At 55.8% G+C, this 24239-nt stretch carries 21 protein-coding genes; 10 read left to right on the top strand and 11 right to left on the bottom strand.

Annotated elements, in window-relative coordinates; all coding sequences use genetic code 11:
• The first annotated feature begins 112 nt into the window (after positions 1–112).
• The 4 genes from zntB to dbpA all read left to right on the top strand — a co-directional run bounded on the left by zntB (position 113) and on the right by dbpA (position 4155).
• Positions 113–1096, top strand: a complete 984-nt coding sequence (zntB, locus tag ACVWZ0_RS11940) for a zinc transporter ZntB (protein ID WP_253453929.1) — start codon at positions 113–115, stop codon at positions 1094–1096.
• Between the two features lie 278 nt (positions 1097–1374).
• Positions 1375–1530: a proline-rich small protein YnaL gene (ynaL, locus tag ACVWZ0_RS11935; protein WP_253453930.1), complete on the top strand. Its 156-nt coding sequence runs from the start codon at positions 1375–1377 to the stop codon at positions 1528–1530.
• Positions 1531–1686: 156 nt separating this feature from the next.
• On the top strand, positions 1687–2580 hold the full coding sequence (ttcA, locus tag ACVWZ0_RS11930) for a tRNA 2-thiocytidine(32) synthetase TtcA (RefSeq protein WP_253453932.1): 894 nt from the start codon (positions 1687–1689) through the stop codon (positions 2578–2580).
• Positions 2581–2775: 195 nt separating this feature from the next.
• The gene (gene dbpA / locus ACVWZ0_RS11925; RefSeq protein ID WP_253453935.1) at positions 2776–4155 is read left to right on the top strand and encodes an ATP-dependent RNA helicase DbpA; all 1380 of its coding nucleotides are present in this window, start codon (positions 2776–2778) and stop codon (positions 4153–4155) included.
• A gap of 44 nt (positions 4156–4199) precedes the next feature.
• Here the strand turns inward: dbpA and ACVWZ0_RS11920 are convergent, their stop codons facing one another.
• On the bottom strand, positions 4200–4487 hold the full coding sequence (locus ACVWZ0_RS11920) for a putative quinol monooxygenase (protein WP_253453937.1): 288 nt from the start codon (positions 4485–4487) through the stop codon (positions 4200–4202).
• A gap of 395 nt (positions 4488–4882) precedes the next feature.
• Here ACVWZ0_RS11920 and ACVWZ0_RS11915 point away from each other — a divergent pair, with 395 nt between their 5' ends.
• Positions 4883–5146, top strand: coding sequence for a putative hemolysin (locus ACVWZ0_RS11915; RefSeq protein ID WP_125287660.1), 264 nt, complete (start codon positions 4883–4885; stop codon positions 5144–5146).
• Positions 5147–5155: 9 nt separating this feature from the next.
• Here the strand turns inward: ACVWZ0_RS11915 and ACVWZ0_RS11910 are convergent, their stop codons facing one another.
• Positions 5156–6148 carry a 2-hydroxyacid dehydrogenase gene (locus ACVWZ0_RS11910; RefSeq protein WP_253453939.1) on the bottom strand — a complete coding sequence of 331 codons (993 nt, stop codon included), beginning with the start codon at positions 6146–6148 and terminating at the stop codon, positions 5156–5158.
• Positions 6149–6325: 177 nt separating this feature from the next.
• Between ACVWZ0_RS11910 and ACVWZ0_RS11905 the strand changes: the two genes are divergently transcribed.
• Entirely contained in the window at positions 6326–8944 is a 2619-nt protein-coding gene (locus tag ACVWZ0_RS11905) for a YdbH family protein (RefSeq protein ID WP_253453941.1), read from the top strand.
• A complete protein-coding gene (locus ACVWZ0_RS11900) occupies positions 8941–9132 on the top strand; it encodes a YnbE family lipoprotein (protein ID WP_253453943.1) in 192 nt (63 codons plus the stop codon). The genes ACVWZ0_RS11905 and ACVWZ0_RS11900 overlap by 4 nt, the downstream gene beginning before the upstream one ends.
• A 47-nt stretch (positions 9133–9179) precedes the next feature.
• Here ACVWZ0_RS11900 and ACVWZ0_RS11895 read toward each other — a convergent pair whose 3' ends face one another.
• Positions 9180–9785, bottom strand: coding sequence for an FMN-dependent NADH-azoreductase (locus ACVWZ0_RS11895; protein ID WP_253453945.1), 606 nt, complete (start codon positions 9783–9785; stop codon positions 9180–9182).
• Between the two features lie 223 nt (positions 9786–10008).
• Here ACVWZ0_RS11895 and hrpA point away from each other — a divergent pair, with 223 nt between their 5' ends.
• Positions 10009–13905: an ATP-dependent RNA helicase HrpA gene (hrpA, locus tag ACVWZ0_RS11890; RefSeq protein ID WP_253453947.1), complete on the top strand. Its 3897-nt coding sequence runs from the start codon at positions 10009–10011 to the stop codon at positions 13903–13905.
• A gap of 208 nt (positions 13906–14113) precedes the next feature.
• Here the strand turns inward: hrpA and ACVWZ0_RS11885 are convergent, their stop codons facing one another.
• The 5 genes from ACVWZ0_RS11885 to rstB all read right to left on the bottom strand — a co-directional run bounded on the left by ACVWZ0_RS11885 (position 14114) and on the right by rstB (position 18654).
• Positions 14114–14914, bottom strand: coding sequence for a trypsin-like serine peptidase (locus tag ACVWZ0_RS11885; protein WP_253453949.1), 801 nt, complete (start codon positions 14912–14914; stop codon positions 14114–14116).
• Positions 14915–15014: 100 nt separating this feature from the next.
• Positions 15015–15095 carry a small membrane protein YdgU gene (gene ydgU, locus ACVWZ0_RS11880; protein WP_456784750.1) on the bottom strand — a complete coding sequence of 27 codons (81 nt, stop codon included), beginning with the start codon at positions 15093–15095 and terminating at the stop codon, positions 15015–15017.
• Between the two features lie 81 nt (positions 15096–15176).
• Positions 15177–15692, bottom strand: a complete 516-nt coding sequence (gene asr / locus ACVWZ0_RS11875) for an acid resistance repetitive basic protein Asr (RefSeq protein WP_253453951.1) — start codon at positions 15690–15692, stop codon at positions 15177–15179.
• Between the two features lie 153 nt (positions 15693–15845).
• A complete protein-coding gene (locus tag ACVWZ0_RS11870; RefSeq protein WP_253453953.1) occupies positions 15846–17327 on the bottom strand; it encodes a carboxypeptidase M32 in 1482 nt (493 codons plus the stop codon).
• Positions 17328–17352: 25 nt separating this feature from the next.
• Positions 17353–18654 carry a two-component system sensor histidine kinase RstB gene (gene rstB / locus ACVWZ0_RS11865; RefSeq protein WP_253453955.1) on the bottom strand — a complete coding sequence of 434 codons (1302 nt, stop codon included), beginning with the start codon at positions 18652–18654 and terminating at the stop codon, positions 17353–17355.
• 624 nt (positions 18655–19278) lie between these two features.
• Between rstB and ACVWZ0_RS11860 the strand changes: the two genes are divergently transcribed.
• Positions 19279–19596 (top strand): hypothetical protein, encoded by a 318-nt coding sequence (locus ACVWZ0_RS11860; RefSeq protein WP_253453957.1) that lies wholly within the window; start codon positions 19279–19281, stop codon positions 19594–19596.
• Here the strand turns inward: ACVWZ0_RS11860 and ACVWZ0_RS11855 are convergent.
• Both ACVWZ0_RS11855 and rstA read right to left on the bottom strand, forming a co-directional pair.
• Positions 19593–20387, bottom strand: a complete 795-nt coding sequence (locus ACVWZ0_RS11855) for a DUF4225 domain-containing protein (RefSeq protein WP_253453959.1) — start codon at positions 20385–20387, stop codon at positions 19593–19595. The two genes, ACVWZ0_RS11860 and ACVWZ0_RS11855, sit on opposite strands and share 4 nt — an antisense overlap.
• A 1024-nt stretch (positions 20388–21411) precedes the next feature.
• Complete coding sequence (rstA, locus tag ACVWZ0_RS11850) at positions 21412–22143, bottom strand: two-component system response regulator RstA (RefSeq protein ID WP_253453961.1); 732 nt, start codon at positions 22141–22143, stop codon at positions 21412–21414.
• A 178-nt stretch (positions 22144–22321) separates the two neighbouring features.
• Here rstA and ACVWZ0_RS11845 point away from each other — a divergent pair, with 178 nt between their 5' ends.
• Positions 22322–22735 (top strand): hypothetical protein, encoded by a 414-nt coding sequence (locus tag ACVWZ0_RS11845; protein WP_125287647.1) that lies wholly within the window; start codon positions 22322–22324, stop codon positions 22733–22735.
• On the opposite strand, the gene ACVWZ0_RS11840 is transcribed toward ACVWZ0_RS11845, so the two are convergent.
• The gene (locus ACVWZ0_RS11840; protein ID WP_253453963.1) at positions 22732–24123 is read right to left on the bottom strand and encodes an amino acid permease; all 1392 of its coding nucleotides are present in this window, start codon (positions 24121–24123) and stop codon (positions 22732–22734) included. The two genes, ACVWZ0_RS11845 and ACVWZ0_RS11840, sit on opposite strands and share 4 nt — an antisense overlap.
• Positions 24124–24239 lie beyond the last annotated feature (116 nt).

Genomic DNA, 24239 nt, shown 5'->3' with positions numbered 1-24239 from the left:
TTTTATTTGCACACTGACACGCTTTTTAACCTGTGTGCTCAGAAAGGAGGTTTTGCATTGGCATTCGCGCAGGCTAGACTGTATCGCATTGATTATGCTGCGAGGAAAGGTTGTGGAAAGCATAGCAGGCAAGGCCTTACAGGTATCGGACGCCATTATTTCCTGCCAGCTGGACGGAAAGGGCGGACTGATCCCGATTGATGATAAAGACGTAATTCACTGTGACAAGCCCTGCTGGCTGCACCTGAATTACACCCACCGGGAAAGCGCAGAATGGCTGATGTCCACGCCGCTGCTCCCGGACGCCGTGCGGGACGCCCTGGGCGGCGACAGTATGCGCCCAAGAGTCAATCGACTGGGCGACGGAACGATGATTACGCTACGCAGCGTCAACCTGAACACCGAATCGCGTCCCGATCAGCTGGTGGTTGTGCGGGTATTTATTAATGACCGGCTCATTGTTTCTACCCGCCAGCGTAAGGTGTTCGCTATTGATGAAGTGCTGACCGATCTGCAAAACGGCAACGGCCCCACCAACGGCGGCGGCTGGCTGGTGGACGTTTGCGACGCCTTAACCGATCACACCAGCGAGTTTATTGAGGACCTACACGATAAAATTATCGAACTGGAAGATGCGGTAGTCGATCAGCAGGTGCCGCCCAGAGGCGAGCTGGCGCTGATCCGTAAACAGCTGATTATTATGCGGCGCTATATGGCGCCTCAGCGCGACGTATTTTCGCGTATCGCCAGTGAAAGGCTGCCGTGGATGAGCGATGACGATCGACGACGCATGCAGGATATCGCCGACAGGCTGGGTCGTGGGCTGGACGACCTGGATGCCAGCGTGGCGCGCACGGCAGTCTTGTCGGATGAAATCAGCACGGTGATGGCGGAAGCAATGAACCGTCGCACCTATACCATGTCGCTGCTGGCGATGGTCTTTTTACCGACAACCTTTCTCACCGGCCTGTTTGGCGTCAACCTTGGCGGCATCCCGGGCGGCGAGTGGCGCTTCGGCTTTGCCACCTTCTGCTTTTTGTTAGTGGCGCTGGTGCTTGGCGTTGCCTGGTGGTTACGTCGCCGTAAATGGCTGTAATTTACCGCCACTCTGCCGCGATAAAGCGCAAAAAGGGGCAATAAAGCTGATCGATATCAATAAAAGGAGCAGACGGCTGGGGCAAACTCTTTCTCGCAGGTGAATGCAACGTCAAGCGATGGGCGTTGCGCTCCATATTGTCTTACTTCCTTTTTTGAATTACTGCATAGCATTTTTAATTCATACAGGCCGGCGTAAGCCGGCTTTTTTTTGCCCGTTTGCCAGCGCTGGCGGTGGTGCCTATGCTTACAGTTCACCTTATGTTCGAGGAGGAAGATATGCTGTCCGACTACGTAATGGATACACCAAGAGCTTCCGATCCGGTGCCGACCGATCCCGTACCGATTCCCGATCCTATTCCAACACCGCAGCCGATGCCCGATCCGCCGCCTGATATGCCGGATCCCATCACCGATCCGCCGCCGCATATGTAGCACGGCCAGGCCGGTTAACATCGCCGGCCTTTTTTGCAGCTGACGGCCGCTTCCCGAATATTTCCACCTCTGTTAAAAACCCGTATAATCCGCGACAGTCCAACGCTCAACCAGGAAACCCGCCGCCGGTTTGTCCGCTCGGCGTAATAAGTATTTATGAATCAGACTGATACAAGAAAAGAGACGCTCGAATTCAACAAGTTGCAAAAGCGCCTCAGAAGAAACGTCGGCAACGCCATCATTGATTACAACATGATTGAAGAGAATGACGTGGTGATGGCCTGCATGAGCGGCGGTAAAGATTCCTTTGCCATGCTGGATATTTTGCTGGGTCTGCAAAAGGTTGCGCCCGTGAAGTTTGAGGTGGTCGCCGTGAATCTCGACCAGAAGCAGCCTGGTTTTCCCGAGCATATTTTGCCAGAGTACTTCGAGAGCCTGAATATCCCTTACTATATCGTGGATAAAGACACTTACTCTGTTGTAAAAGAGAAAATTCCCGAAGGCAAAACCACCTGTGGGCTTTGTTCAAGACTGCGCCGCGGCACGCTCTATTCTTTTGCAGAACGCATCGGCGCCACCAAAATCGCGCTGGGCCACCATCTTGATGATATTGTGGAAACCCTGTTTCTGAATATTTTTCACGGCGCGCGCATGAAGGCAATGCCGCCCAAGCTGCGTTCCGACGATGGCCGCAATGTGGTTATCCGGCCGCTGGCCTACTGCCGCGAAAAAGATCTGATCGCCTATGCTGAGCAGAAAGACTTCCCGATTATTCCCTGCAACCTTTGCGGATCGCAGGAAAACCTACAGCGTCAGGCGATTAAAGCAATGCTTGCCGAGTGGGATAAAAAAGAGCCTGGACGCGTGGAAAGCGTATTCAAATCGCTGCAAAACGTCAGTCCAAGCCAGCTGGCGGATCGCAATCTGTTCGATTTCGTCAATCTGCCGTTGGATCGCGAAGGCGAAAGAGAGGAGTACGCTTTTACCGAAGCGACGGTTTCCTCTACCAACATTGATAAAGCGATGTTTATCGACGTCACCAATATCTGAGTAAGCCGGGGAGGCCGCTCCCCGTCGTTAACCGTGCAGCGGAAGCCGCGCCTGCTTTTTTCAGCCGCTGCTTTTGCTGCCCGTGCATCCCTTCGTCGGCCCGGCACACAATTCCCTCCGCGGCAGTAACGTCCGCCAGCGCTTTTCTGCTACACTCAGCGGCAATTTCCCCTCCGGTTTTTCAGAGAGTAATTTGTGAGCGCTTTTTCAACCCTGACTTCCCTGCCAGCCAGCCAGATCGCCAATCTGAACGAGCTGGGCTACCACACCATGACCCCCATTCAGGCCGCATCGTTACCGGCGATCCTGGAAGGTCGCGACGTCCGCGCGCAGGCAAAAACGGGCAGCGGCAAAACGGCCGCTTTCGGCCTTGGCGTGATGCAGCGCATCGACGCCACGCAGTTTGTTACCCAATCGCTGGTGCTTTGCCCGACGCGCGAGCTGGCCGATCAGGTCACCAAAGAGCTGCGTCGCCTGGCGCGTTTTACCGCCAATATCAAAATCCTGACCCTGTGCGGCGGCCAGCCGATGGGCGCCCAGCGTGATTCGCTGGTGCATGCGCCGCATATTGTCGTCGGCACGCCGGGGCGTATTCTGGATCATCTGAAGCGTGAAACCTTGCAGCTGGGCCAGCTAAGTACGCTGGTGCTGGACGAAGCCGACCGCATGTTAGAGATGGGCTTCCGCGATGATATCGACGCCATTATCAGCCACACGCCGCCCGCGCGTCAGACGCTGCTGTTCTCCGCGACCTGGCCGCAGGATATCGCAAAGATTAGCCAGCGTGTTCAGCGCGATCCGCTGAGCGTGGAAACAGATGTGGTCAGCGATTTGCCAGCGGTTGAGCAAACTTTTTATGAAGCCGGCTCGCGAGAGAAACTGCCCGCGTTAATCGGCCTGCTTAGCGATAAGCAGCCGTCTTCCTGCGTGGTGTTCTGCAACACCCGACGCGAATGCGACGATATCGCCGCCGCGCTGGAAGGGCAGCAAATCAGCGCGCTGGCGCTGCATGGCGATTTGGAACAGCGCGACCGCGACCAGGTGCTGATCCGTTTTGCCAACGGCAGCTGTCGCGTGCTGGTGGCTACGGATGTCGCCGCGCGCGGACTGGATATTAAAGCGCTGGCAATGGTGGTCAACTATCAGCTTTCGTACGATCCGGAAGTGCACGTGCACCGCATTGGCCGTACGGCCCGCGCGGGTGCGGAAGGGTTGGCGATCAGTCTGGTTGCGCCGGACGAGATGATCCGCGCCCACGCGCTGGAAGACTTTTTACAGCAGAAGCTGAGCTGGCGCAGCGTGTCGGAGCTGAAAAGCGTGGCGCCTCGTCCGCTACCTGCGGAAATGGCGACGCTGAGCCTGGACGGCGGGCGTAAGGCAAAAATCCGCCCTGGCGATATTCTGGGCGCGTTAACCGGTGAGGCAGGGCTGAGCGGCGACGCTATCGGTAAAATCGATATTGGCCCAACGCAGGCGTATGTCGCTATCCGTCAGAGCAGCGCGCGCCAGGTGATGAAGCAGTTGCAGCAGGTGAAAATCAAAGGGAAAACCTGCCGCGCCCGACTTTTGAAGTAGCGGCGCCGGCAGGCCCGGAACACCCTGAACAGGGTGTTCTTGCTTCAGAACTTCAGCACTTCCGGCGGCTGCGCCACCAGAGGTTCGGCATCGGCCATCAGCGTTTTAAAGTGCGGCTGATTGCCATGCGTCTCTACAGCCTGCGCGTCCTGCCAGGTTTCGTGAAAAAGGAACACGTTGCCGTCTTCTACGCTGCGGTACAGGTCATAATGAATACAGCCTTCTTCCGCGCGTGCCGGCTTAACGCCCGCGTTTAGCACTTTCTTCAGTTCGTCTGCTTTACCTGCTCTGGCGGTAAACTTCGCCACGATACGCACATGTTTGTCGCTCATTTTATTCTCCTTAGATAAAACCCGGTGTAAGGCCGTTTCCGTTCGACAGGATTAGCTGCCGAAGAGAGAAAGCTATCATGCCATAAATTGCTTAAGCCTTCAGGTCGTTACGCTATTTATTCAGCCAGGCTTTAGTGTCAACGCACGTAATGCCAACAGCTAAAAGTCGACGAAGGTGACAACGTCACGCTTATGCTCAGCTTCAGGCGGGCGCCAGGTTCATCCTGGTGACACTGTCACTACTGTCTGCGTTGATGACCTTATTGGTAAAATCAGACCAGCGGCTATTGCCATTCATTATTTTTAATTTAGTAAATATTCGTGACTGCGCTCGACCCTGACGGCATCCTGACATATGCTGACCCACGCCCAAGTCCTTCTTCCGGAGTTTTCTGATGAGAGCAGCGATATTTCTGCTTGCTGGTTGCGTCCTGCTTACCGGCTGTAGCCACGATAACGAGCCGCCGCAGCAGGCTACCAGCGCCCACGTGCCGCCTAAAGTCGTGATGTCCGATCTGGCCGCCAGCGCCTGTTCAGACGCCGGGGGAACGCTGGCGCTTTCGCGCCAGCTGGATGGAAGTGCTGTAGGCATGTGCCAGCTGGCCAACGGGCGTCGCTGCGGCGAAAGCGCGCTGGCCAGCGGCAGCTGCGCCCGCTAAAAACCGGCGTTAGCCCGTCAGCTCATTATCGCAGAGATCGCCTTTTTCCAGCTGCTGCAGATTTTGCAAGGTGGTCTCGGCAATGCTGGTCAGGGCTTCTGCCGTCAGGAAAGCCTGATGGCCGGTAAACAGAACATTATGGCAGGCGGACAGGCGACGGAAGATATCGTCCTGAATAACGTCATTAGATTTATCTTCGAAAAAGAGATCGCGTTCGTTTTCGTAAACGTCCATACCCAGCGAGCCGATCTTCTGCATTTTTAGCGCGTCAATCGCCGCCTGAGAATCAATCAGGCCGCCACGGCTGGTATTAATAATCATCACGCCATCTTTCATCTGCTGGAAAGCCGCCATATTCAGCAGATGATTATTCTCGGGTGTTAGCGGACAGTGGAGCGAAATCACATCCGATTCCCTGAACAGCGTTTTGATATCGACGTAGGTGGCACCCAGTTCCAGCGCCTGGGGATTGGGATAAGGATCGAAAGCCAGCAGCCGCATACCAAATCCTTTCAAGATACGCAGCGTGGCAAGGCCGATTTTGCCCGTACCGATAATACCGGCGGTACGACCGTGCATATTGAAGCCGATCAGGCCTTCCAGCGAGAAGTTGGCGTCGCGGGTTCGCTGATAAGCCCGGTGAATACGGCGGTTCAGCGTCATCATCATACCAACGGCGTGTTCCGCTACGGCTTCAGGCGAATAGGCCGGCACGCGCACCACTTTCAATCCCAACGTTTTTGCCGCCTCCAGATCCACGTTATTGAATCCGGCGCAGCGCAGCGCGATATATTTGACGCCCAGCGACGCCAGCTCCTCCAGCACCTCGCGGCCGCCATCGTCGTTAACGAAAATGCAGACGCCGTCGCAGCCAGCCGCCGTCTTCGCGGTGCGCGCGGTCAGCAGAAAATCAAAATATTCCAGCTCAAATCCATAGCTTTCGTTAACCTGCTCAAGATATTTCCGGTCGTACTGTTTGGTACTGTATACCGCAAGTTTCATGCATGATCTCCTGTATCCGTCAGACAGCTCTCCCTTAACAATACTTCGCATTGGACGGCTAGTCAGCCAATGGCAGGCAATATTTGTTCGGCAGGTGAATAATTACCCGCTAAAATCTTCTCGCGGCGCGCAGGACGTGCCATGATTTACGCCTTAACATAAGGAATGGATTGAAGTATGGGCCGGGGCTGGAAGCTATTTATTATTGCCATCGCGGCCGCTGCGGTTTTAAGCGGCGCCGGACTGCTGACGCTGAGCTGGTGGCTGCCGCGGCTGGCGGGCTTCTGGCTGCCCGCTGCCACCACGGTCAGGCTGGATGGCAACCCCCGCTGGCGTTCAGGCGCCTTGTGGCTGCCCGGCCTTCGCTATCGCACAGGCGACTGCGAGCTGGCGAGGGCGAGCAATGTGACGCTGGGAAGCGCCGAAGGCCGCTGGAAGCTGGGTGCGACGCTACTTGAAGTCAACAGCGCCTGTTTCAGCAAGCTGTCGACAAGCAGCGATCAGCCTGCCGCGCCGCGTTCGCTGGCGGAGTGGCAGTCAATGCTGCCAAAAGCAGACGTTGCCATTGAGCGCGTCAGCCTGCTTCCCTGGCAAAGCTGGGCGGGAGCGCTACGGCTCAACCTCGATCCACAACGGCAGCTTATTCACTGGCAGGGCGAAAACCTTTCGTTACGGGCCGTGCTGGCGGGCCAACAGCTGGATGTACAGTCGCTGGCGCTTAGCGTAGCGGGCACGACCGATCCCATCACCATGAACGGTTTGCTGACGCTGCCGAAAATACCTGACCGGCTGCCGGATAGCGGCGAGCTGGCGGCCACGCTGAAAACGGCCAGCGTTCCACAGCCGCTGCGGGCCAGCCTCAACTGGCAGCAGAACAGCGGCACGCTGACCCTCAGGGCGCAGGATCTGGAGGAGCCGCTGCTGCTGCTGCCGTGGCGGGTTTCCGCGCAGCAAATTGCGATTAGCCAGGGCAAATGGCGCTGGCCCTGGGCCGCACAACCGGTGTCCGGCGGCGTGGCCCTGACGCTAAAAGACTGGCGGCAAGGGCTGCCGGGGATGGAAGTCACAGGGAGACTCAATGTGCTGACGCAGGGACGCGGCGGCAAAGGCAACGTCGTGCTGTCAGTCGGGCCGGGCCATCTGGACTGGACGCAGAGCGAGCTGCCGTTTCGCCTGACGGGCGAGAGCAAACTGGCGCAGCTGCTTTTTTTCGCCGGCATTCCCGGCAAGCTACAGGGCCCGCTGCTTGATCCCGTGCTGCGCCTTCAGCCCGGCGCGCTGTTGCGGATGCGCGGGCGTCTGCTCTCTACGCTGGAGGTGGACGAAGCGCGCTGGCCGCTTTCCGGCGTGGCGGTCTCTTCAGCGGGCATCGAGGGGCGGCTACAGGCCATTCTTAGCGCGCACGATAACCAGATGGGACGGTTCCGCCTGCATCTGGACGGTCGCGCCACGGGATTCTGGCCGGACAAAGGCCGCTGGCTGTGGCGCTATTGGGGCGACGGGCTGATGGCGCCGCTGGCGGCCAAATGGGATGTAAAAGGGCGTGGAAGCTGGCAGGATCGGCAGATTGAACTCGCTTCTTTGTCCACCGGATTCGATCAAATTCGCTACGGCGGGGTAACAATGGCCGCGCCCAGGCTAACGCTGGCCAGGCCGGTTCGCTGGCTACGCGACGAGAAAACCCCTGCTTTTAGCGCAAGCTTGCGGCTCAACGCGCAGCGCACCAGCCTCGACAGCGGCGGCTATCTGCCGCCCGCAGAGTTAATGCTTGACCTCAACGGTAGCGATCCCGCTCGTTTCCTCTATAAGGGCAAACTGACCGCCGATCCGGTCGGCCCGGTACGGATACAGGGCCGCTGGGACGGTACGCGGCTGCGTGGCCAGGCCTGGTGGCCGCAGCAGTCGCTAAGGGTTTTCCAGTCACTGTTGAACGACGATCTGAAAATGTCTGTTCGCGGCGGCACGCTGAAAGCTCAGGTCGCTTTTTCAGCGGCGGCGGATCAGGGTTTTGCCGCAGGCGGCCACTGGGTGGTCAGCGACGGCAGCGTGCGCACGCCGGATAACCAGTTTACCGGCATCGATTTCTCTTTGCCGTTCAGGCTGCAAGCGGGCCAGTGGTACTTTGGCGCCAAAGGCCCGGTTTCGCTGCGCATCAAGGCAATTAAAAACCAGTTTGCGCTAAAAAATATTCGCGCCGATCTTCAGGGCTGGTATCCGTGGAGCGCCGCCCGGCCGCTGCGCCTGAGCAACGTCGGGGTGGAGGTGCTGGGCGGCGAGCTGAGTTTGCTTAGCCTTCAGCTACCGCAAACCGAAGCGGCCACGCTACGGCTGAAAGCTATCAGCATGAGCGAGCTGGTAACGGCCATTCAGCCGAAAAAAATCGCCATGTCCGGCCGCGTTGACGGCGCGCTGCCGCTGTGGCTGCAAAACTCTGCCTGGCTGGTCAAAGAGGGCTGGATCACCAACAGCGGCCCGCTGACGCTGCGGCTGGATAAAGATTTCGCCGACGCGCTGGCTTCCGGTAATATTGCCACCGGCGCGGCGATGGACTGGCTACGCTATATGGAAATTTCCCGCAGTCGGGCCACGCTGAATATTGATAATAAAGGCGAGATGACCATGACGGCGCAGGTCAACGGCACCAGCCGCTTCAGCGATAAAAATCAGCACGTCTCGCTGCACTACACGCAGCAGGAAAATATTTTTCAGCTGTGGCGTAGCCTGCGCTTTGGTGACAATTTGCAATCCTGGACAGAGCAGCACGCCACGCTGTCAGCACAAGGAAAAACCGAATGAAAACAGCTCTGCCGATCCTCGCGGGGATGCTGCTCAGCGGCTGCGTGCCCCGTATTGAGGTCGCTGCCCCAAAAGAGCCGATTACCATCAATATGAACGTGAAAATCGAGCATGAAATCGTGATTAAAGCGGACAAAGACGTGCAGACGCTGCTGAAAAACGGCGAGGATGCGCCGCTGCGGCAATAAAAAAGCAGCCGGGCGGCTGCTTTTTCAGGCGAGATCTGAGGAAAAGATCAGGCGTTAACCAGCTGGTTCAGCGTGGCTTTCGCTTCTTCGCTGGCTTTGGTGGCCGCTTCCGGGCCGTATGCCATGCCTTCAGCGTAAACGAACTGTACGTCGCTCAGACCCAGGAAGCCCAGGAACAGCTTCAGGTAAGGCGTTTGCAGATCGGCTGGCGTATCTTTATGGATGCCGCCGCGGCTGGTGATCACAATCACTTTTTTACCGACGATCAGACCTTCCGGGCCTTTCTCGGTGTAGCGGAAAGTTACGCCGGCGCGGGCAATCAGGTCAAAGTAGTTTTTTAATTGCGTCGGGATGTTGAAATTGTACATCGGCGCCGTAATAACAACGGTATCCACAGACTGAATTTCAGCAATCAGCTCGTCGGAAAGCGCCAGGGCTTCCTGCTGACGCGGCGTCAGAGCAGCATCGGAAGGACGCAGCGCGCCGACCAGTTCGCCGTCCAGTACCGGAATCGGATTTGCAGCCAGATCGCGGATCACGATCTCATCGCCGCTGTGCGCCGCTTTCCACTCTGCAACAAAGTGATCGGCCAGCTGGTTGGACTGTGAGTAGCCTGCGAGAATGCTCGATTTCAGTACTAAAACTTTGCTCATAATGAATTTCCTTTGTTATGCGGATGTGTCCGCTCAATGACTTACACTCTATTGGCAAATCAGCCGTAGGGATAGTGCAATATTCTGAAGCCCGTGTTCGAATTTACTGAACAAGGTTAGCGCGCCGCAGCCGTAGCTAAGTGGTTGTCTGTGCTACAATACGCAAAATTTTTTATTCATACTTTATTGTTTGCCAGCCTGCTGGCGATTAGCGAGCTTTTTTATGTCTGATACTCCCCGTACGCCTTTAACGACGCTGGCGCCGCGCCTGGACGCGCTGATGCTCAGAGATCGTCAGCGGCTGCAAAAGCGCCTGCACGGCGCAAAAAAAGTGAAGAACCCTGCGGCTCAGCAGGCGATAGCCGATGAGCTGAGCGGCGAAATCGCCGCGGCGGAACAGCGCGTGGCGCTGCGGAAAGCGGCCACGCCGACCATCCGCTACCCGGAAAACCTGCCGGTCAGCCAGAAGAAACAGGAAATCGCCGAGGCTATTCGCGATCACCAGGTGGTGATTGTGGCAGGCGAAACCGGCTCGGGGAAAACCACCCAGCTGCCGAAGATTTGCATGGAGCTGGGCCGGGGCATCACGGGGCTGATTGGTCACACCCAGCCGCGTCGTCTGGCGGCGAGAACCGTGGCCGATCGCATTGCGGCCGAGCTGGAAACCTCGCTCGGCGGCTGCGTGGGCTACAAGGTGCGCTTCAACGATCAGGTCAGCGAAACGACCCAGATCAAGCTGATGACCGACGGTATCCTGCTGGCGGAAATCCAGCAGGATCGCCTGCTGATGCAGTACGACACCATCATTATTGATGAGGCGCACGAGCGCAGCCTGAATATCGACTTCCTGCTGGGCTATCTGCGCGAGCTGCTGCCGCGCCGTCCTGATTTAAAGATTATCATTACCTCGGCCACTATCGATCCACAGCGCTTTTCCCGGCACTTTCACCATGCGCCGGTGATTGAAGTCTCCGGCCGCACTTATCCGGTCGAAGTGCGTTACCGGCCGATTGTGGAAGAGGCGGACGACACCGAACGCGATCAGCTACAGGCGATTTTTGACGCGGTGGACGAGCTGGGTCAGGAAAGCCGTGGCGATATCCTGATCTTTATGAGCGGCGAAAGGGAAATTCGCGACACCGCCGATGCGCTGAACCGGCGCGATCTGCCGCATACGGAGATCCTGCCGCTCTATGCGCGCCTTTCCAACGCCGAGCAGAACCGCGTCTTCCAGTCGCACAGCGGCAGGCGCATCGTGCTGGCGACCAACGTGGCGGAAACGTCGCTGACCGTGCCCGGTATTAAGTACGTTATCGATCCCGGCACGGCGCGTATCAGCCGCTACAGCTTCCGCACCAAGGTTCAGCGTTTGCCGATTGAGCCGATTTCCCAGGCGTCGGCAAACCAGCGTAAAGGACGCTGCGGCCGCGTTTCCGAGGGCATCTGTATCCGCCTTTATTCGGAAGAGGATTTTTTAAGCCGTCCGGCCTTTACCGATCCGGAAATTTTGCGCACCAATCTGGCCTCGGTCATCTTGCAAATGACCGCGCTGGGGCTGGGCGATATCGGCGCGTTTCCTTTTGTGGAAGCGCCGGACAAACGCAATATTCAGGATGGCGTCAAGCTGCTGGAAGAGCTGGGCGCGATAACCCTGGACGACCAGCACTATAAGCTGACGCCTTCCGGCCGTTCGCTGGCGCAGCTGCCGGTCGATCCGCGCCTGGCGAAAATGGTGCTGGAGGCGCAAAAATACGCCTGTACCCGCGAAGTGATGATTATCACTGCCGCGCTTTCAATTCAGGATCCGCGCGAGCGCCCGGTAGAGAAACAGCAGGCATCCGACGAGAAACATCGCCGTTTTGCCGACAAAGAGTCCGATTTCCTCTCCTTCGTCAATCTGTGGAACTACCTTCAGGAGCAGCAGAAAGCGCTGTCGTCCAGCCAGTTCCGACGCCTGTGCAAAACGGACTACCTGAACTATCTGCGCGTGCGCGAATGGCAGGATATCTACACCCAGCTGCGGCAGGTGGTGCGCGAGCTGGGTATTCTGCTGAACAGCGAACCGGCGGATTTCCGGGGCGTGCATACTGCGCTGCTGACCGGGCTGCTTTCCCATATTGGTCAGAAAGACGTCGAGAAGCAGGAGTACTCCGGCGCGCGCAACGCCCGCTTCTCGATTTTCCCCGGCTCCGGCCTGTTTAAAAAGCCGCCGAAGTGGACGATGGTCGCTGAACTGGTGGAAACCAGCCGTCTCTGGGGCCGTATTGCCGCCCGTATCGAGCCGGAATGGATCGAGCCGCTGGCGCAGCATCTGATTAAACGCAGCTACAGCGAGCCGCACTGGGAGAAAGGCCAGGGCGCCGTGATGGCCAGTGAAAAAGTCACGCTGTACGGCCTGCCGATCGTAGCGGCGCGCAAGGTCAACTACGGCCCGATCGATCCGGTGCTGTCGCGCGAGCTGTTTATCCGCCACGCGCTGGTGGAAGGCGACTGGCAGACGCGTCACGCCTTCTTCCGCGCTAATCTTAAGCTGCGCGAAGAGGTGGAAGAGCTGGAGCATAAATCGCGCCGCCGCGATATCCTGGTGGATGACGAGACGCTGTTTACCTTTTATGACCAGCGTATTCCGCACGAGGTGATTTCCGCCCGCCATTTCGACAGCTGGTGGAAAAAGGCGAGCCGCGAGCAGCCCGAGCTGCTTAATTTTGCTAAAGAGATGCTGATCCGCGAAGGCGCTGAGAACATCAGCAAGCTGGATTACCCTAACTTTTGGCAGCAGGGCAACCTGAAGCTGAAGCTGAGCTACCAGTTCGAGCCGGGAACCGATGCGGATGGCGTTACGGTGCATATCCCGCTGCCGCTGCTGAATCAGGTTGAGGAAAAAGGCTTCGAGTGGCAGATCCCCGGCGTGCGGCGGGAGCTGGTTATCGCGCTGATTAAGTCGTTGCCAAAACCGTTACGCCGTAACTTTGTGCCCGCGCCGAATTACGCCGACGCTTTTCTGGCGCGCGCCACGCCGCTGGAGCTGCCGCTGGTGGACGCGCTGGAGCGCGAATTCCGTCGGATGAGCGGCGTCACTATCGACCGTGAGGCCTGGCAATGGGATCAGGTGCCCGATCATCTTAAAATGACTTTCCGCGTGGTGGACGAACATAACCGCAAGCTGGCGGAAGGACGCGATCTCGCCGCGCTGAAAGAGCAGCTGAAGGCCAAAGTGCAGGAAACGCTGTCGCTGGTGGCGGATGACGGGCTGGAGCAGAGCGGCCTGCATATCTGGAGCTTCGGCGATCTGCCAGACCATTTCGAGCAGAAGCGCGGCAGCTACAGCGTGAAGGCCTGGCCCGCGCTGGTGGATGAAAAAGAGAGCGTGGCGATCCGGCTGTTTGATTCCGAGCACGAGCAGAAAAAAGCGATGTGGCGCGGTCAGCGCAGGCTGCTGCTGCTCAATATCCCTTCGCCGATTAAATATCTGCATGAAAAGCTGCCGAACAAAGCCAAGCTGGGGCTTTACTTTAACCCTTATGGCAAAGTGCTGGATTTGATAGATGACTGCATCGCCTGCGGCGTGGACAAGCTGATTGCTGAATATGGCGGCCCGACCTGGCAGGAAGAGGGCTTCCGCCAGCTGCATGAAAAAGTGCGAGCGGAGCTGAACGAAACCGTGGTGGAAATAGCCAAAAAGGTCGAGCAGATCCTGACGGCGGTGTTTGCTATCAACAAGCGGCTGAAAGGGCGCGTGGATATGACGATGGCGCTGGCGCTTTCCGATATCAAAGCGCAGATGAACGGCCTGGTATATCGCGGTTTCGTTACCGGCAACGGCTGGAACAAGTTTGCCGACACCCTTCGCTATTTGCAGGCTATCGAGCGCCGTCTGGAAAAGCTGCCGGTCGATCCGCACAGCGACCGCGCCAGAATGGTCAAGATAGAGAAAGTTCAGCAGGCCTGGCAGGGGTGGTTTAACAAGCTGCCGCCGGTTTGCCGCGATGATGAGGATGTAAAAGAGATCCGCTGGATGATTGAAGAGCTGCGCGTCAGCTATTTCGCTCAGCAGCTGGGCACGCCTTATCCGGTTTCGGAAAAGCGTATTCAGCAGGCAATGGATGAGATAGTGCTCTGAGATTAACTCGTCCGCTGGCAATACAGGCCAGCGGACGCTCTTAAACTTAAATAGCTGTTGCTAAAAGAATTAGCAGTAAAAGCGCGTTAAGGATTGGTGAGCGGCTTTGCCTGCTGCATCCGGCTGGAGAAAAGGCAAAAAGGATATTCACTAGTACAGCTTAAAAACCTGCCTGAATGCCGCAAACCGACGGCATTCATTTATCCCTTTATTCCTGCGCCAGCGTTTCCAGGCCGTCCCGGAAGGCGGTGACGGCAATGGCGCGGTTATCCGCTTCGTAACGATCTTTTGCCGCCGGTGCAGAGCTTTGTACCGCAATCAGCTGCCAGCCGCTGTCGCTTTTTAGCAGGAGCGGCGAACCGCTGTCGCCAGGCAGGGTGTCGCACTGATGCGACAGCACATTTTTCTGCGCCCAGCCGGTAATCAGACAGTTGCTGTGTGAATAGAGCGTATCAAGATGATCTTCCGGGTAGCCCGCCTGAGTTACCCGACGCTGTTGCGTTTTCAGCGCGGCGGTCAGATCGCTGCGGCTGCCGTCAAACAGCGGCACGGGCGTTATGCCGGAAGGCGGGTTATGCAGTACGACCAGCCCGTAATCGTAAGGTGCGGCCGATGAAGGCACGATCCAGCCGTCGCCGTCGGCCTTAAGCTTTCTGCCTAAAGCGGGATCGACCCGGGTATCCACATCGTGAATTTCGTAGCGCCAGTCGCCATCATGCCCGATAAAACGCAGCGCAACGACTTTATCGATTTTGCCCGGCGGCGCCAGCAGACAGTGGCCGGCAGTCAGGGCTAAATGAGGCGAAATCAGGGTGGCGCTACACAGGTTGCCGCTGGCGGTTTCCAGCTGGCCTATTGCTTCCCACGGCTGGCTGGCGGTATCGCTGACAGGGTGGCGATCGTCTTTGCCGAAAAACAGCGTTCTGACATCCTGTGCGTCGTCGTCACCGGCGTGGCTACAAAATGAAAGGGCTAAACATCCCATTAAAAAAAAAGCTTTCAGGCGCATGTCTCTCTCTGAATGGAGATTAAAAACCGCAGGTGGTAATAACTATAGTCGGCTGGCGGTAAAAAGGAAGTTTAATTTATAAATCAGCAGGCTACGGGTATTAAAGATAGAAGCTAAAGGCGATAGCGCCGCAGATAATCATACAGGCCAGGATAATTTCGAATAAATAGCGGCGCACCATCATCCGATACTCCAGGAAAAAAACACCCGGCTGAACCGGGTGTTTAAGTGAACAGACTAAGTTGAAGGCTTGCTTCGGCAATTACGCTTTAGGCGCGGCGGCTTTCTTAGCGGTTTTCTTGTGGTGTACTTTCTTGGCGGCCTGAGCTTTCTGCGCTACTGGCTTAGCGGCTTTCTTGTGGTGTACTTTCTTGGCGGCCTGAGCTTTCTGCGCTACTGGCTTGGTTGCTTTTTTATGGTGCACTTTCTTGGCGGCCTGCGCTTTCTGCGCTACTGGTTTAGCCGCTTTTTTGTGGTGTACTTTCTTGGCAGCCTGCGCTTTCTGTGCAGCTGGCTTAACGGCTTTCTTGTGGGCCTTCTTGGCTGCCTGAGCTTTCTGGGCTACCGGCTGTTTAACGGCTTTCTTGTGTTTTTTAGCTGCCTGCGCTTTCTGCACGGCTTTCTTGTGCGCTTTGTGATGCTTAGCGGCATGAGCTGGCGCGGCGGTAGTAGAAGCAGCCGGTGCGGTAGTGGCTGGCGCGGCGGTGGTTTCAGCAGCAAAAGCAACTGAAGAGATACCCATAGCAGCGGCTACAACCAGAGCGAATAATTTTTTCATTGCACAACCCTCAAAGTGTTATTTCATTTTTCAGCCCACTGCGGGGCCGGTGAAGAGACTATAAGGGAAGGGCGGCGGGCTTTCCGTGAGTGATTGGTATCGGCGTGTTACCGATTGTACAAAGCCCGCCGGCGCGACGGGCTTGCGAACTGGTTACAGGTAGCGGTTTTCCAGATGCTGCCGGAAAAAGCGCGGATTAAGATCTTCGCCGGTGGCGTTTTCAATCAGCTGACGGGTGGTGAAACGACTGCCGTGCTGCCAGATATTCTGCTGTAGCCAGTCAAAGATCGGTTGCAGATTTCCTTCGCGGATATCGCTGTGCACCTGCGGCAGCGCCTTTTTCACGCTGTTGAAAAGCTGTGCCGCGTACATGGCACCCAGCGTGTAGGTAGGGAAATAGCCGAACGAGCCGTCCGTCCAGTGAATGTCCTGCATACAGCCGTCGCGATAGTTGCCGGTCGTGTCCAGCCCCAGCAGCGCCTGCATCTTCTCCTGCCACAGCGTCGGGATGTCGTCCACTTCAATCTCGCTTTCGATCAGCGCACGCTCGATCTCATAACGCAGAATGATATGCGCGGGATAGCTCACTTCATCCGCATCCACGCGGATCAAACCAGGCTTAACGCGCTGGTTAAGGGCGATAAAGTTAGCTTCTTCCAGCTCAGGACGGTCGCCCATCAGCGTTTTAACCTGCGGCAGCAGCAGGCTCAAAAACTCCGTGCTGCGGCCCAGCTGCTTTTCAAAGAAAAGGCTTTGCGACTCGTGAATCGCGGTGGAGCGGGCCAGTGCAACGGGCTGACCGGCCCACTGCTTCGGCAGATTCTGCTCGTAGCAGGCGTGGCCAGTTTCGTGGATCACGCCCATCATCGCGCTGATAAATTCGTTAGCGTTGTAGCGGGTAGTAATGCGTACATCTTCCGGAACGCCGCCGCAAAACGGATGCGCGCTGACGTCCAGTCGCCCGGCGTTAAAGTCAAAATTAAGCAGCTTCATCAGCGCGTTGCCCAGCAGCTGCTGCGACTCCACCGCGAAAGGGCCAACCGGTACGGCAACCGGCTGGCGTGACTGCTTCTCGACAATACGCGCCAGCAGCGAAGGCAGCCACTGCTTCAGCTCGCCGAAGGTGCTGTCCAGCTTGGCGGCGGTCATGCCAGGCTCATAAAGATCCAGTAACGCATCGTAACGGGAGCGGCCGTTCGCCTGCGCGCGCAGCTCGGCTTCCGCCCGGCTCAGCTTTACTACTTCCTTCAGATTAGCGGCAAAACCCTGCCAGTCATTGGCGGGGCGCTGCTGACGCCAGGCGTGTTCGCAGCGGGCGCCGACGAGAGATTTTTCCTCGACCAGCGCGGCAGGCAGCAGGGCGGCCTGATCGTAAGCGCGGCGCATCTCACGCAGGTTAGCGCGCTCCACGTCATTCAGGGTTTCATTGGCAGCCTGATCCAGCCATTGCGCCACGGCTTTATCGGTCAGGATTTCATGACGCAGCACGCTCAGTTCGGCCAGCGCCGCGCCGCGTGCGCTACTGCCGCCGGGCGGCATCATGGTCATCATATCCCAGCCGGCGATGGCTGACAGATGGCCGAAGCGGGAAAGACGGGTAAAGGTTCGGGTCAGATTTGCATAGGCGGATGACATAGATATCCTTTTAGTCATGGCGCTGTCAGACAGCGCGAGGAGGCGTTAAGGGTAAATCAACCGGCCAGCAAAAGCGAACGCTTGCGCCGCCAAGCGGGCTGGCGTCGATAGTCACGGTGCCGCCAAAGGCCTGCGCTACCGAGTGCACAATCGCCAGCCCAAGCCCGCAGCCGCCGGTCGCGCGGTCGCGGCTGGGGTCAAGACGCACGAAAGGCTCGAATACCCGTTCGCGCTCGGCCAGTGGAATGCCCGGCCCGTCATCCTCTACCTGCAAGCAGGCGGTATCGCCGTCGAACCACAGCCCGACGCGCAGGCGCTGCCGGGCATAGCGCAACGCGTTATTGACCAGGTTATCCAGCACTCGCTCCATCAGCCGCGTGTCCGCCACGCCCAGGTTCTGACGCTGCGGCGTATCCAGCTCCAGGGTAAATTCGGGATGCACCATGCGGATATCGTCCAGCCGTTCGCTCAGCCAGGCAGCCAGATCGAGCGACTGAAGATGCAGATCGACCTTTGGCCTGTCCAGGCGGGCGTAGGTCAGCAATTCTTCAATCAGCGACTCCAGCTGGCCGATATCGCGATTCAGCGCGGCGGCTTCGCTGGCGCTAAGATTATCGCTCATCTCCAGCCGGTAGCGCAGGCGCACCAGCGGCGTGCGTAGCTCATGGGCGATGCCGTCAATCAGCTGCTTTTTACTGACCACCAGCGTATTGATATTGTCCGCCATCTGATTAAAGGCCACGCCGAGCCGCAACAGGCTGGAGGCGTTATCAAAATGGATCCGCTCGTCCAGATGGCCCTGGCCGAAGCGCTGCGCCGCCGACTCCAGCCGCAGCATGTCTTTCCAGTGCGGCCGCATCCAGATAAACACCGGCAGCGCCAGCGAAATGCCGATAAAGGCCAGCAGCACGATATCCAGGATGCGCATTTCGTGCAGGAAAAAGAGGTAAGGGATCGGCCCCACGGCCAGCACATAATGGCTGCGCGGAATGTGCTGTAAAAAAGTGTATTCGTCATCAAGGGCGACGATCCCGCCCGCGCGCAGGCGGCGCATGGTAGGCGCATCCAGCTGATACTTGTTCATCGGCTCGATATGCAGCTTAAAAGAGAGGTTAAGATCCAGATTATCGATGGTTTTATTCCAGTCGCGGGGCGGGATTTCCCGCAGCTCGCTGCGCATCAGGTAGAGCGAGCTTTTCATCAGGTCATCCATTGACTCTCGCCCGGCACGCTCGGCGGTAAATTTATACACCAGCCCCACCAGCATCGCCATGACCAGAAAACAGACAAACAGCAGCAGATAAAACTGAATAAACAGCTTCTTCATTTTTTTTACCTAAAAAACATAAATTTAGCTATATCGCGATGGCTGAAAGGGCACTGTGGGGGCAGGACGTAATCCCCCTGTGCGCTGGTTCAACAGTTCGGCCCAGTGCATTTATTCACGGTGAGCAGACGGTGTAAACCATTTCTGCATCCTCCGATTAGCAATGAAAGCCGGGCCTGCGTCGGCAGATAGCCTCCAGCAGGTAAAATGTATGCCTTGACTGATATGGGCGGCGATAAAACCCTGCTCGCCTCACGGCTCTGTCCCGGATAGATGTTCCAGAGTCCCGATAGTGAGAGGCCTGGCTACCACGCTTCGATCCGGAGACGAACACAAAATAAAGCTTGTGTATCCTTGTGGTGCAAAATCCGCGCCGCTGAAGAGTCACGGAAATTTTTGGAAAATATCCCGTAAGCTTTTTCTGCTCCCTTAACGTATAAAACTCGGGGGGAGGTAATTTTATAGTATGAATACCGCCGCTATACATTCGGCGAACCCCTGTTTCAGCATGGACAGCTTATTGATAGTACAGTTATAGCCCCGGAAAAAATGGGGTTTTGTGTTGCCCTTTGCATCGAGCGCGTTATTATAACTGATGGGGATAACGTCAAGTAAGGATGACAGATGACAAATATTAAAATGGAAGAAAAACTTTCAGAGCAGGGGTTTAGTGCCAGGGAAATTGCTTTGCTCAAACATCGGGTTGAACAAGATACAACAACGTATCAGGCGCTGCTGATTGACTTAAGGAAAAGGTTTATTGGATGTGTAATATTTCTTTTAGTTGTGCTTTTTTATTTTGGAGGGGCTTATTTTATCAGAGGACAGTCCGATTTTTTATCAACCTTTTTAACATTAATTTTTACTTTGATTGTTTTCTGGTTTCTGGCACCGTTAAAGTTGGGTGCCAAGGCATATCTGTTTATCAGGAATAACAGCTAGTTATGATGTTCACCATGAATTGATTTAATTGTCATGGCATCACTTCCAATTTCAATCAGAAGGTCGGTTCGTGACATGTTCTTAATGTTCCGCACATAATCCGATCTCAGGTAGTGAAACAGCCTCCATGCTTCTGGTTTCATAATCAGTCGCGACATACCATAAGCTGATAAGAATAAATCCATATAGCTATATGCAAGCCTGCCGGTTCTGCTATCGAAGCCAGGGAGTTTCACCGCGTAGATATAACCTTGTTTTAAATCACCAATACGATCGTTTTTACCATCAAAAAAGTCAGAAATGCTTTCCTGAAATGCGTTAAGACCGTGTAAGGCGAGCATACCACCAAATGCAACTCCAATAATGTTGCCCGATCCAATCGAAGCCGCTAATATCCCACCACCCGCAACAATCTGAAACCCACTCAGTACTACGCCAACACCATTAATTACATAACCCCATATTCCATTTTCCTGCCTTAACTGAGCGGTCGCAACGATTTTAGCATTACCCATGCTTAGCTGGCGATCCTGACTTTCCAGAAACGCTCTTTCCTGCTTCAGATTATTGAGAGATTGCTGGCAGAGACGATCCTGCCGGGCGGTTCGGATAGTTTGTAACTGATGAACGATAAAATTTTGTATATTGTCTCTGAAATCCATTCTTACAGCTGTATTTCTGAGGTGGCGATCCGCCAGTTGGGCAGCAAGTCTTGAAAGTTGCCGTGCCTCAAGGTCTGCCATTGTAAGGAAGTAACGGGTGAAGGGGGCTCTCGCTAAGTAGTTATCCATAACTCATCCTTTTATCCATTGAAATAGCTTACCGGTAAGATAGTTAAAATAAGGCCGTTTCTGAAGGGGAATTAGATGAAAATACTATGTGTTTTTCTCTGGTGATTGTAAAGAGACATTCTTTAAAATCCCAACGAATTTCTCTCCAAAAACAGATTTACTTAATTATTAATATTGGAACTTATAGCTATTTTTATAGCGGTTATTTGATTTTTATTTTCAAAAAAGTTATTTAATTGGAATGTGTTAATGTGTCTTTGCATAAATCCTCTTTCACCCTATGGAGAAGTTGAAAAGGCTTATCTGTTTTCACGGTATCATCAACTTATAACGTCTGGTTTCAGAACAGGAAAGGAAGGATTTTGGCGCTAAAAAGTGATGCATGTCCTTGGGTGTTCGCTTTTGTGTCATGTTTTCTCATGCCAGAAAAAATTTTCTGTATTAAATTGATCCTGGGCATTAAATTTGAAGAATGCTGTAAAACTCCCTTTGCATTTAACGTTGGTATAAAATCCCAGCCATATTCTGAGCGGGTGCTACTTAACCGGAAAAGATTATGTTTGTAAAAAAAGTAATATCAGGTTTGCTCATAGTATTGGGAAGCGCAGCCCTGGCTGGCTGCGTAGTGGCTGACGGCACGCATCATCATTCCAGCCCATCATCAGACCGGCATCATCATGCTGGTGCGCCAGGGACAGCAGGCAGCGGCAGTCAACATATAGGGCCACCGCCGCTTCCACGGAGCGCGGCTCAGCATTTTGGCCCTCCGGGCCATACCGGATTTTACCACTGAAAATGCAAAGGCCCACTTCGGTGGGCCTTGTCACAGGTTTATTCGGTTTTATTAAAGTGCTGAGCCGCTGTTTCGGTTACATGTCCCGGCTGGTAATGTCGGAAACAGGACTACCTGCTGCGCGATTGTCCTTGAACGAATCGGCAGAACAAAAAGGCTGCCTGCTGCACAATCGTCCTGACACGGATCGGCAGAACAAAATTTTACCGACATCCGCCAGACGAACGATTTTTATTGCGTATCCCAGGCGTGTGGCGCAAACAGATAGCCTTTATTACGGATGGTTTTAATGCGATAAGGCTCGGTTGCGCTGTCCAGCAGCTTTTTACGCAGGCGTGAGATCGCCACGTCGATGCTGCGGTCCATGCCGTCGTAACTCACGCCGCGCAGCGTTTTCAACAGGGCATCGCGGTTAAGAATCGATCCGGCATGCGTCGCCAGCTCCCACAGCAGATCGAAGTCAGCGGTGGAAAGAGCGATGATTTCGCCGCCCAGCGTGACCTGGCGGTTAACGGCATCCACGGTCAACGTGCCGAAACGCAGGGTTTTCTGTGCGCTCATGGCCGGAGCAATCACCGCCTCGTCGCCGCTGTGCGTCGCGGCCTGACGCAGATGCAGCCGCAGGCGCGCCAGCAGCACCGCAGGCGGCGTGGTTTTAAGGATATAGTCGTTGGCGCCCATCTCCAACGATAAAATATGATTCATATCGCTGTCCAGCGAGGTCAGCAGCACAATCGGGCCGGACCATGTTTGGCTGGCGCGCAGATCGCGGCACAGCGTCATGCCGTCCTTGCCGGGCAGCATAATATCCAGCATCACCAGATCCGGCATGGCGGCCTCAATGGTGGCTTCGGCGCGGTCGCCACGGCTTTCTACGATCACTTCAATATCATGACGCTTCAGGTAGGCGGCGATAAGTTCGCCCACATCCCGATCGTCCTCAACGAATACTATTTTATTCATAGCGACATTTTTTTACCTGGGAGTAACAACATTACCCAATGTTTACGCTGACTACTATAAGTCAGGGCTAAATAACTCTCGATGTATAGTATAAATGGCGTAAAATATGTCATTATATTCGACAGGGTTGTTGCCTGACGACGCGGTGCGTTGATTAACGGAGAAAGGGGAGAAAAGGGTGTCTGATAAAGAGCTGGCTTCAACGGGACGGGATTGCCATATCTGCCTGAACTATATCGATTTTCTCGCGGCTTCCTGTAAAAAACGCTGGAGCTTTGTCGACGCTATTTACGGCGTCATGCCTATTTTCGGCATGGTGACCAAAAACTCGCCCGACCAGTCCTGTCCGCCATCGGAAAGGCTGAAAGCGCTGGCGCTGCAAATCATTTCTACCCAGGTAAGCGATGAGATAAATATCGCCCGATTGATAACCCTGGCTGAACAACAGCACATTGAACGCTTTGAAATCCTGCTGCCTTATCCGCTTTCTGAACAGCAGCTTGAGGCTATCCGCGAAGAGTACGTCAAGCCACTTTCGCTGGAACAGCATGACGATCGGTTAACGATCGCCATGCCCGCTTTTTCTCACTAACGCAGCAGCATCCACGTTGCCGGTGCAGCACCGGCAATCAGCACGCCCATCGCTATTTTTTCCAGTTTATTCAGATAGCCATTTCCCCGGCCGTTGCGGCGCGCCCAGATAAACAGCAGCATCCCGGGCGCATAAAGCACCACGGAAAGCAGCAGGTGCAGCGGCCCGGAGGCGTACAGTAGCCACAAACCGTAGGCGCTGGCACCCAACGCGACGATCAGCGCCGCCGTTTTCTGCTGCGCGCGAGCGACTTTAAACAGGTAGGCACCGACCAGAAGATAGGGCACCAGCACCATTTCGGAAGCGATGGTCAGCAGCGTGTTGTAATCGGAACCGGTCAGCCAAATCAGGATCAGGCAGCCCTGAACGCTCAGATTGGTCAGCCAAAGCGAGGCAGAGGGCGCGCCGCGCGCGTTCTGCTTCGCCAGCGAGCGCGGGAAGGTGCCGTTTCCGGCCGCCAGCATCGGCACTTCCGCCGCCATAATCGTCCAGCTGAGATAGGCGCCGCTAACCGAGACGATCAGCCCCAGCGCGATAACCATATCGCCCCATGAGCCAATCAGGCGGTTCAGCAGGCCCGCCATCGAAGGATTACGCATCTGGGCCAGTTCCGCTCGCGGCACAATGCCAAGAGAAAGCAGCGTAACCAACAGATAGACCACCAGCGCGGCAATTACCGCCAGCAGCGTGGCGCGTCCTACGTCTTTTTTGTTCCTCGCCCGTGCGGAAACCACTACCGCGCCTTCCACGCCGATAAACACCCACAGCGTGATCAGCATGGTGTTTTTGACCTGCTCCCAAACCGGCACGCCCAGCTCGATACCTGAAAAATCAAAGCGGAAACGATCGAGATTGAAGGCCGCTATCGCCAGCACCACAAACAGCCCCAGCGGCACCAGTTTGCCCAGGGTGGCGACAAGGTTAATACTCGCTGCCGTCTGCACGCCGCGCAGCACCAGCCAGTGCACCAGCCAGAGCAGCACCGAAGCGCCCAGCATGGCCTGCCAGGTATTGCCATCGCCAAACACCACGTGGCCCGGCGAGTCGGTAAAGAAGCTCAGGGCGGAGAACACAATCACCAGATATGAGACGTTAGCGATAACCGCGCACAGCCAGTAGCCCCAGGCCGAGCAGAAGCCGACCAGCTCGCCAAAACCGGCACGGGCATAGGTATAGATGCCGCCGTCCAGCTCGGGTTTAAGGCGGGTCAGCAGCAGCAGCGCCAGCGACAGCATAATAATGCCGACGCCGGTGATCGCCCAGCCCGTCAGCAGCGCCGCCGGGCCGGCCACTAACGCCATATTTTGCGGCAGACTAAAAACGCCGGCGCCCAGCATGGAACTCAGTACCAGCGCCGTCAGCGCGGTAAGACCTAATTTTTTGTCCAAAAAAGCATCCCAAAACCAGAATAAAAAACCATAACAGGATGAATGGCTCGCAATTTATACGCTTTGCACGGCTAAACCCGAAGAGATCCCCTGAAACCGGCGGCGATTTTACGGAG

It is taken from the genome of Erwinia sp. TECH1 (genome assembly GCF_054057575.1).
The sequence above is the reverse complement of the archived record's forward strand: the minus strand, read 5'-3'. Positions and strand labels throughout refer to the sequence as shown.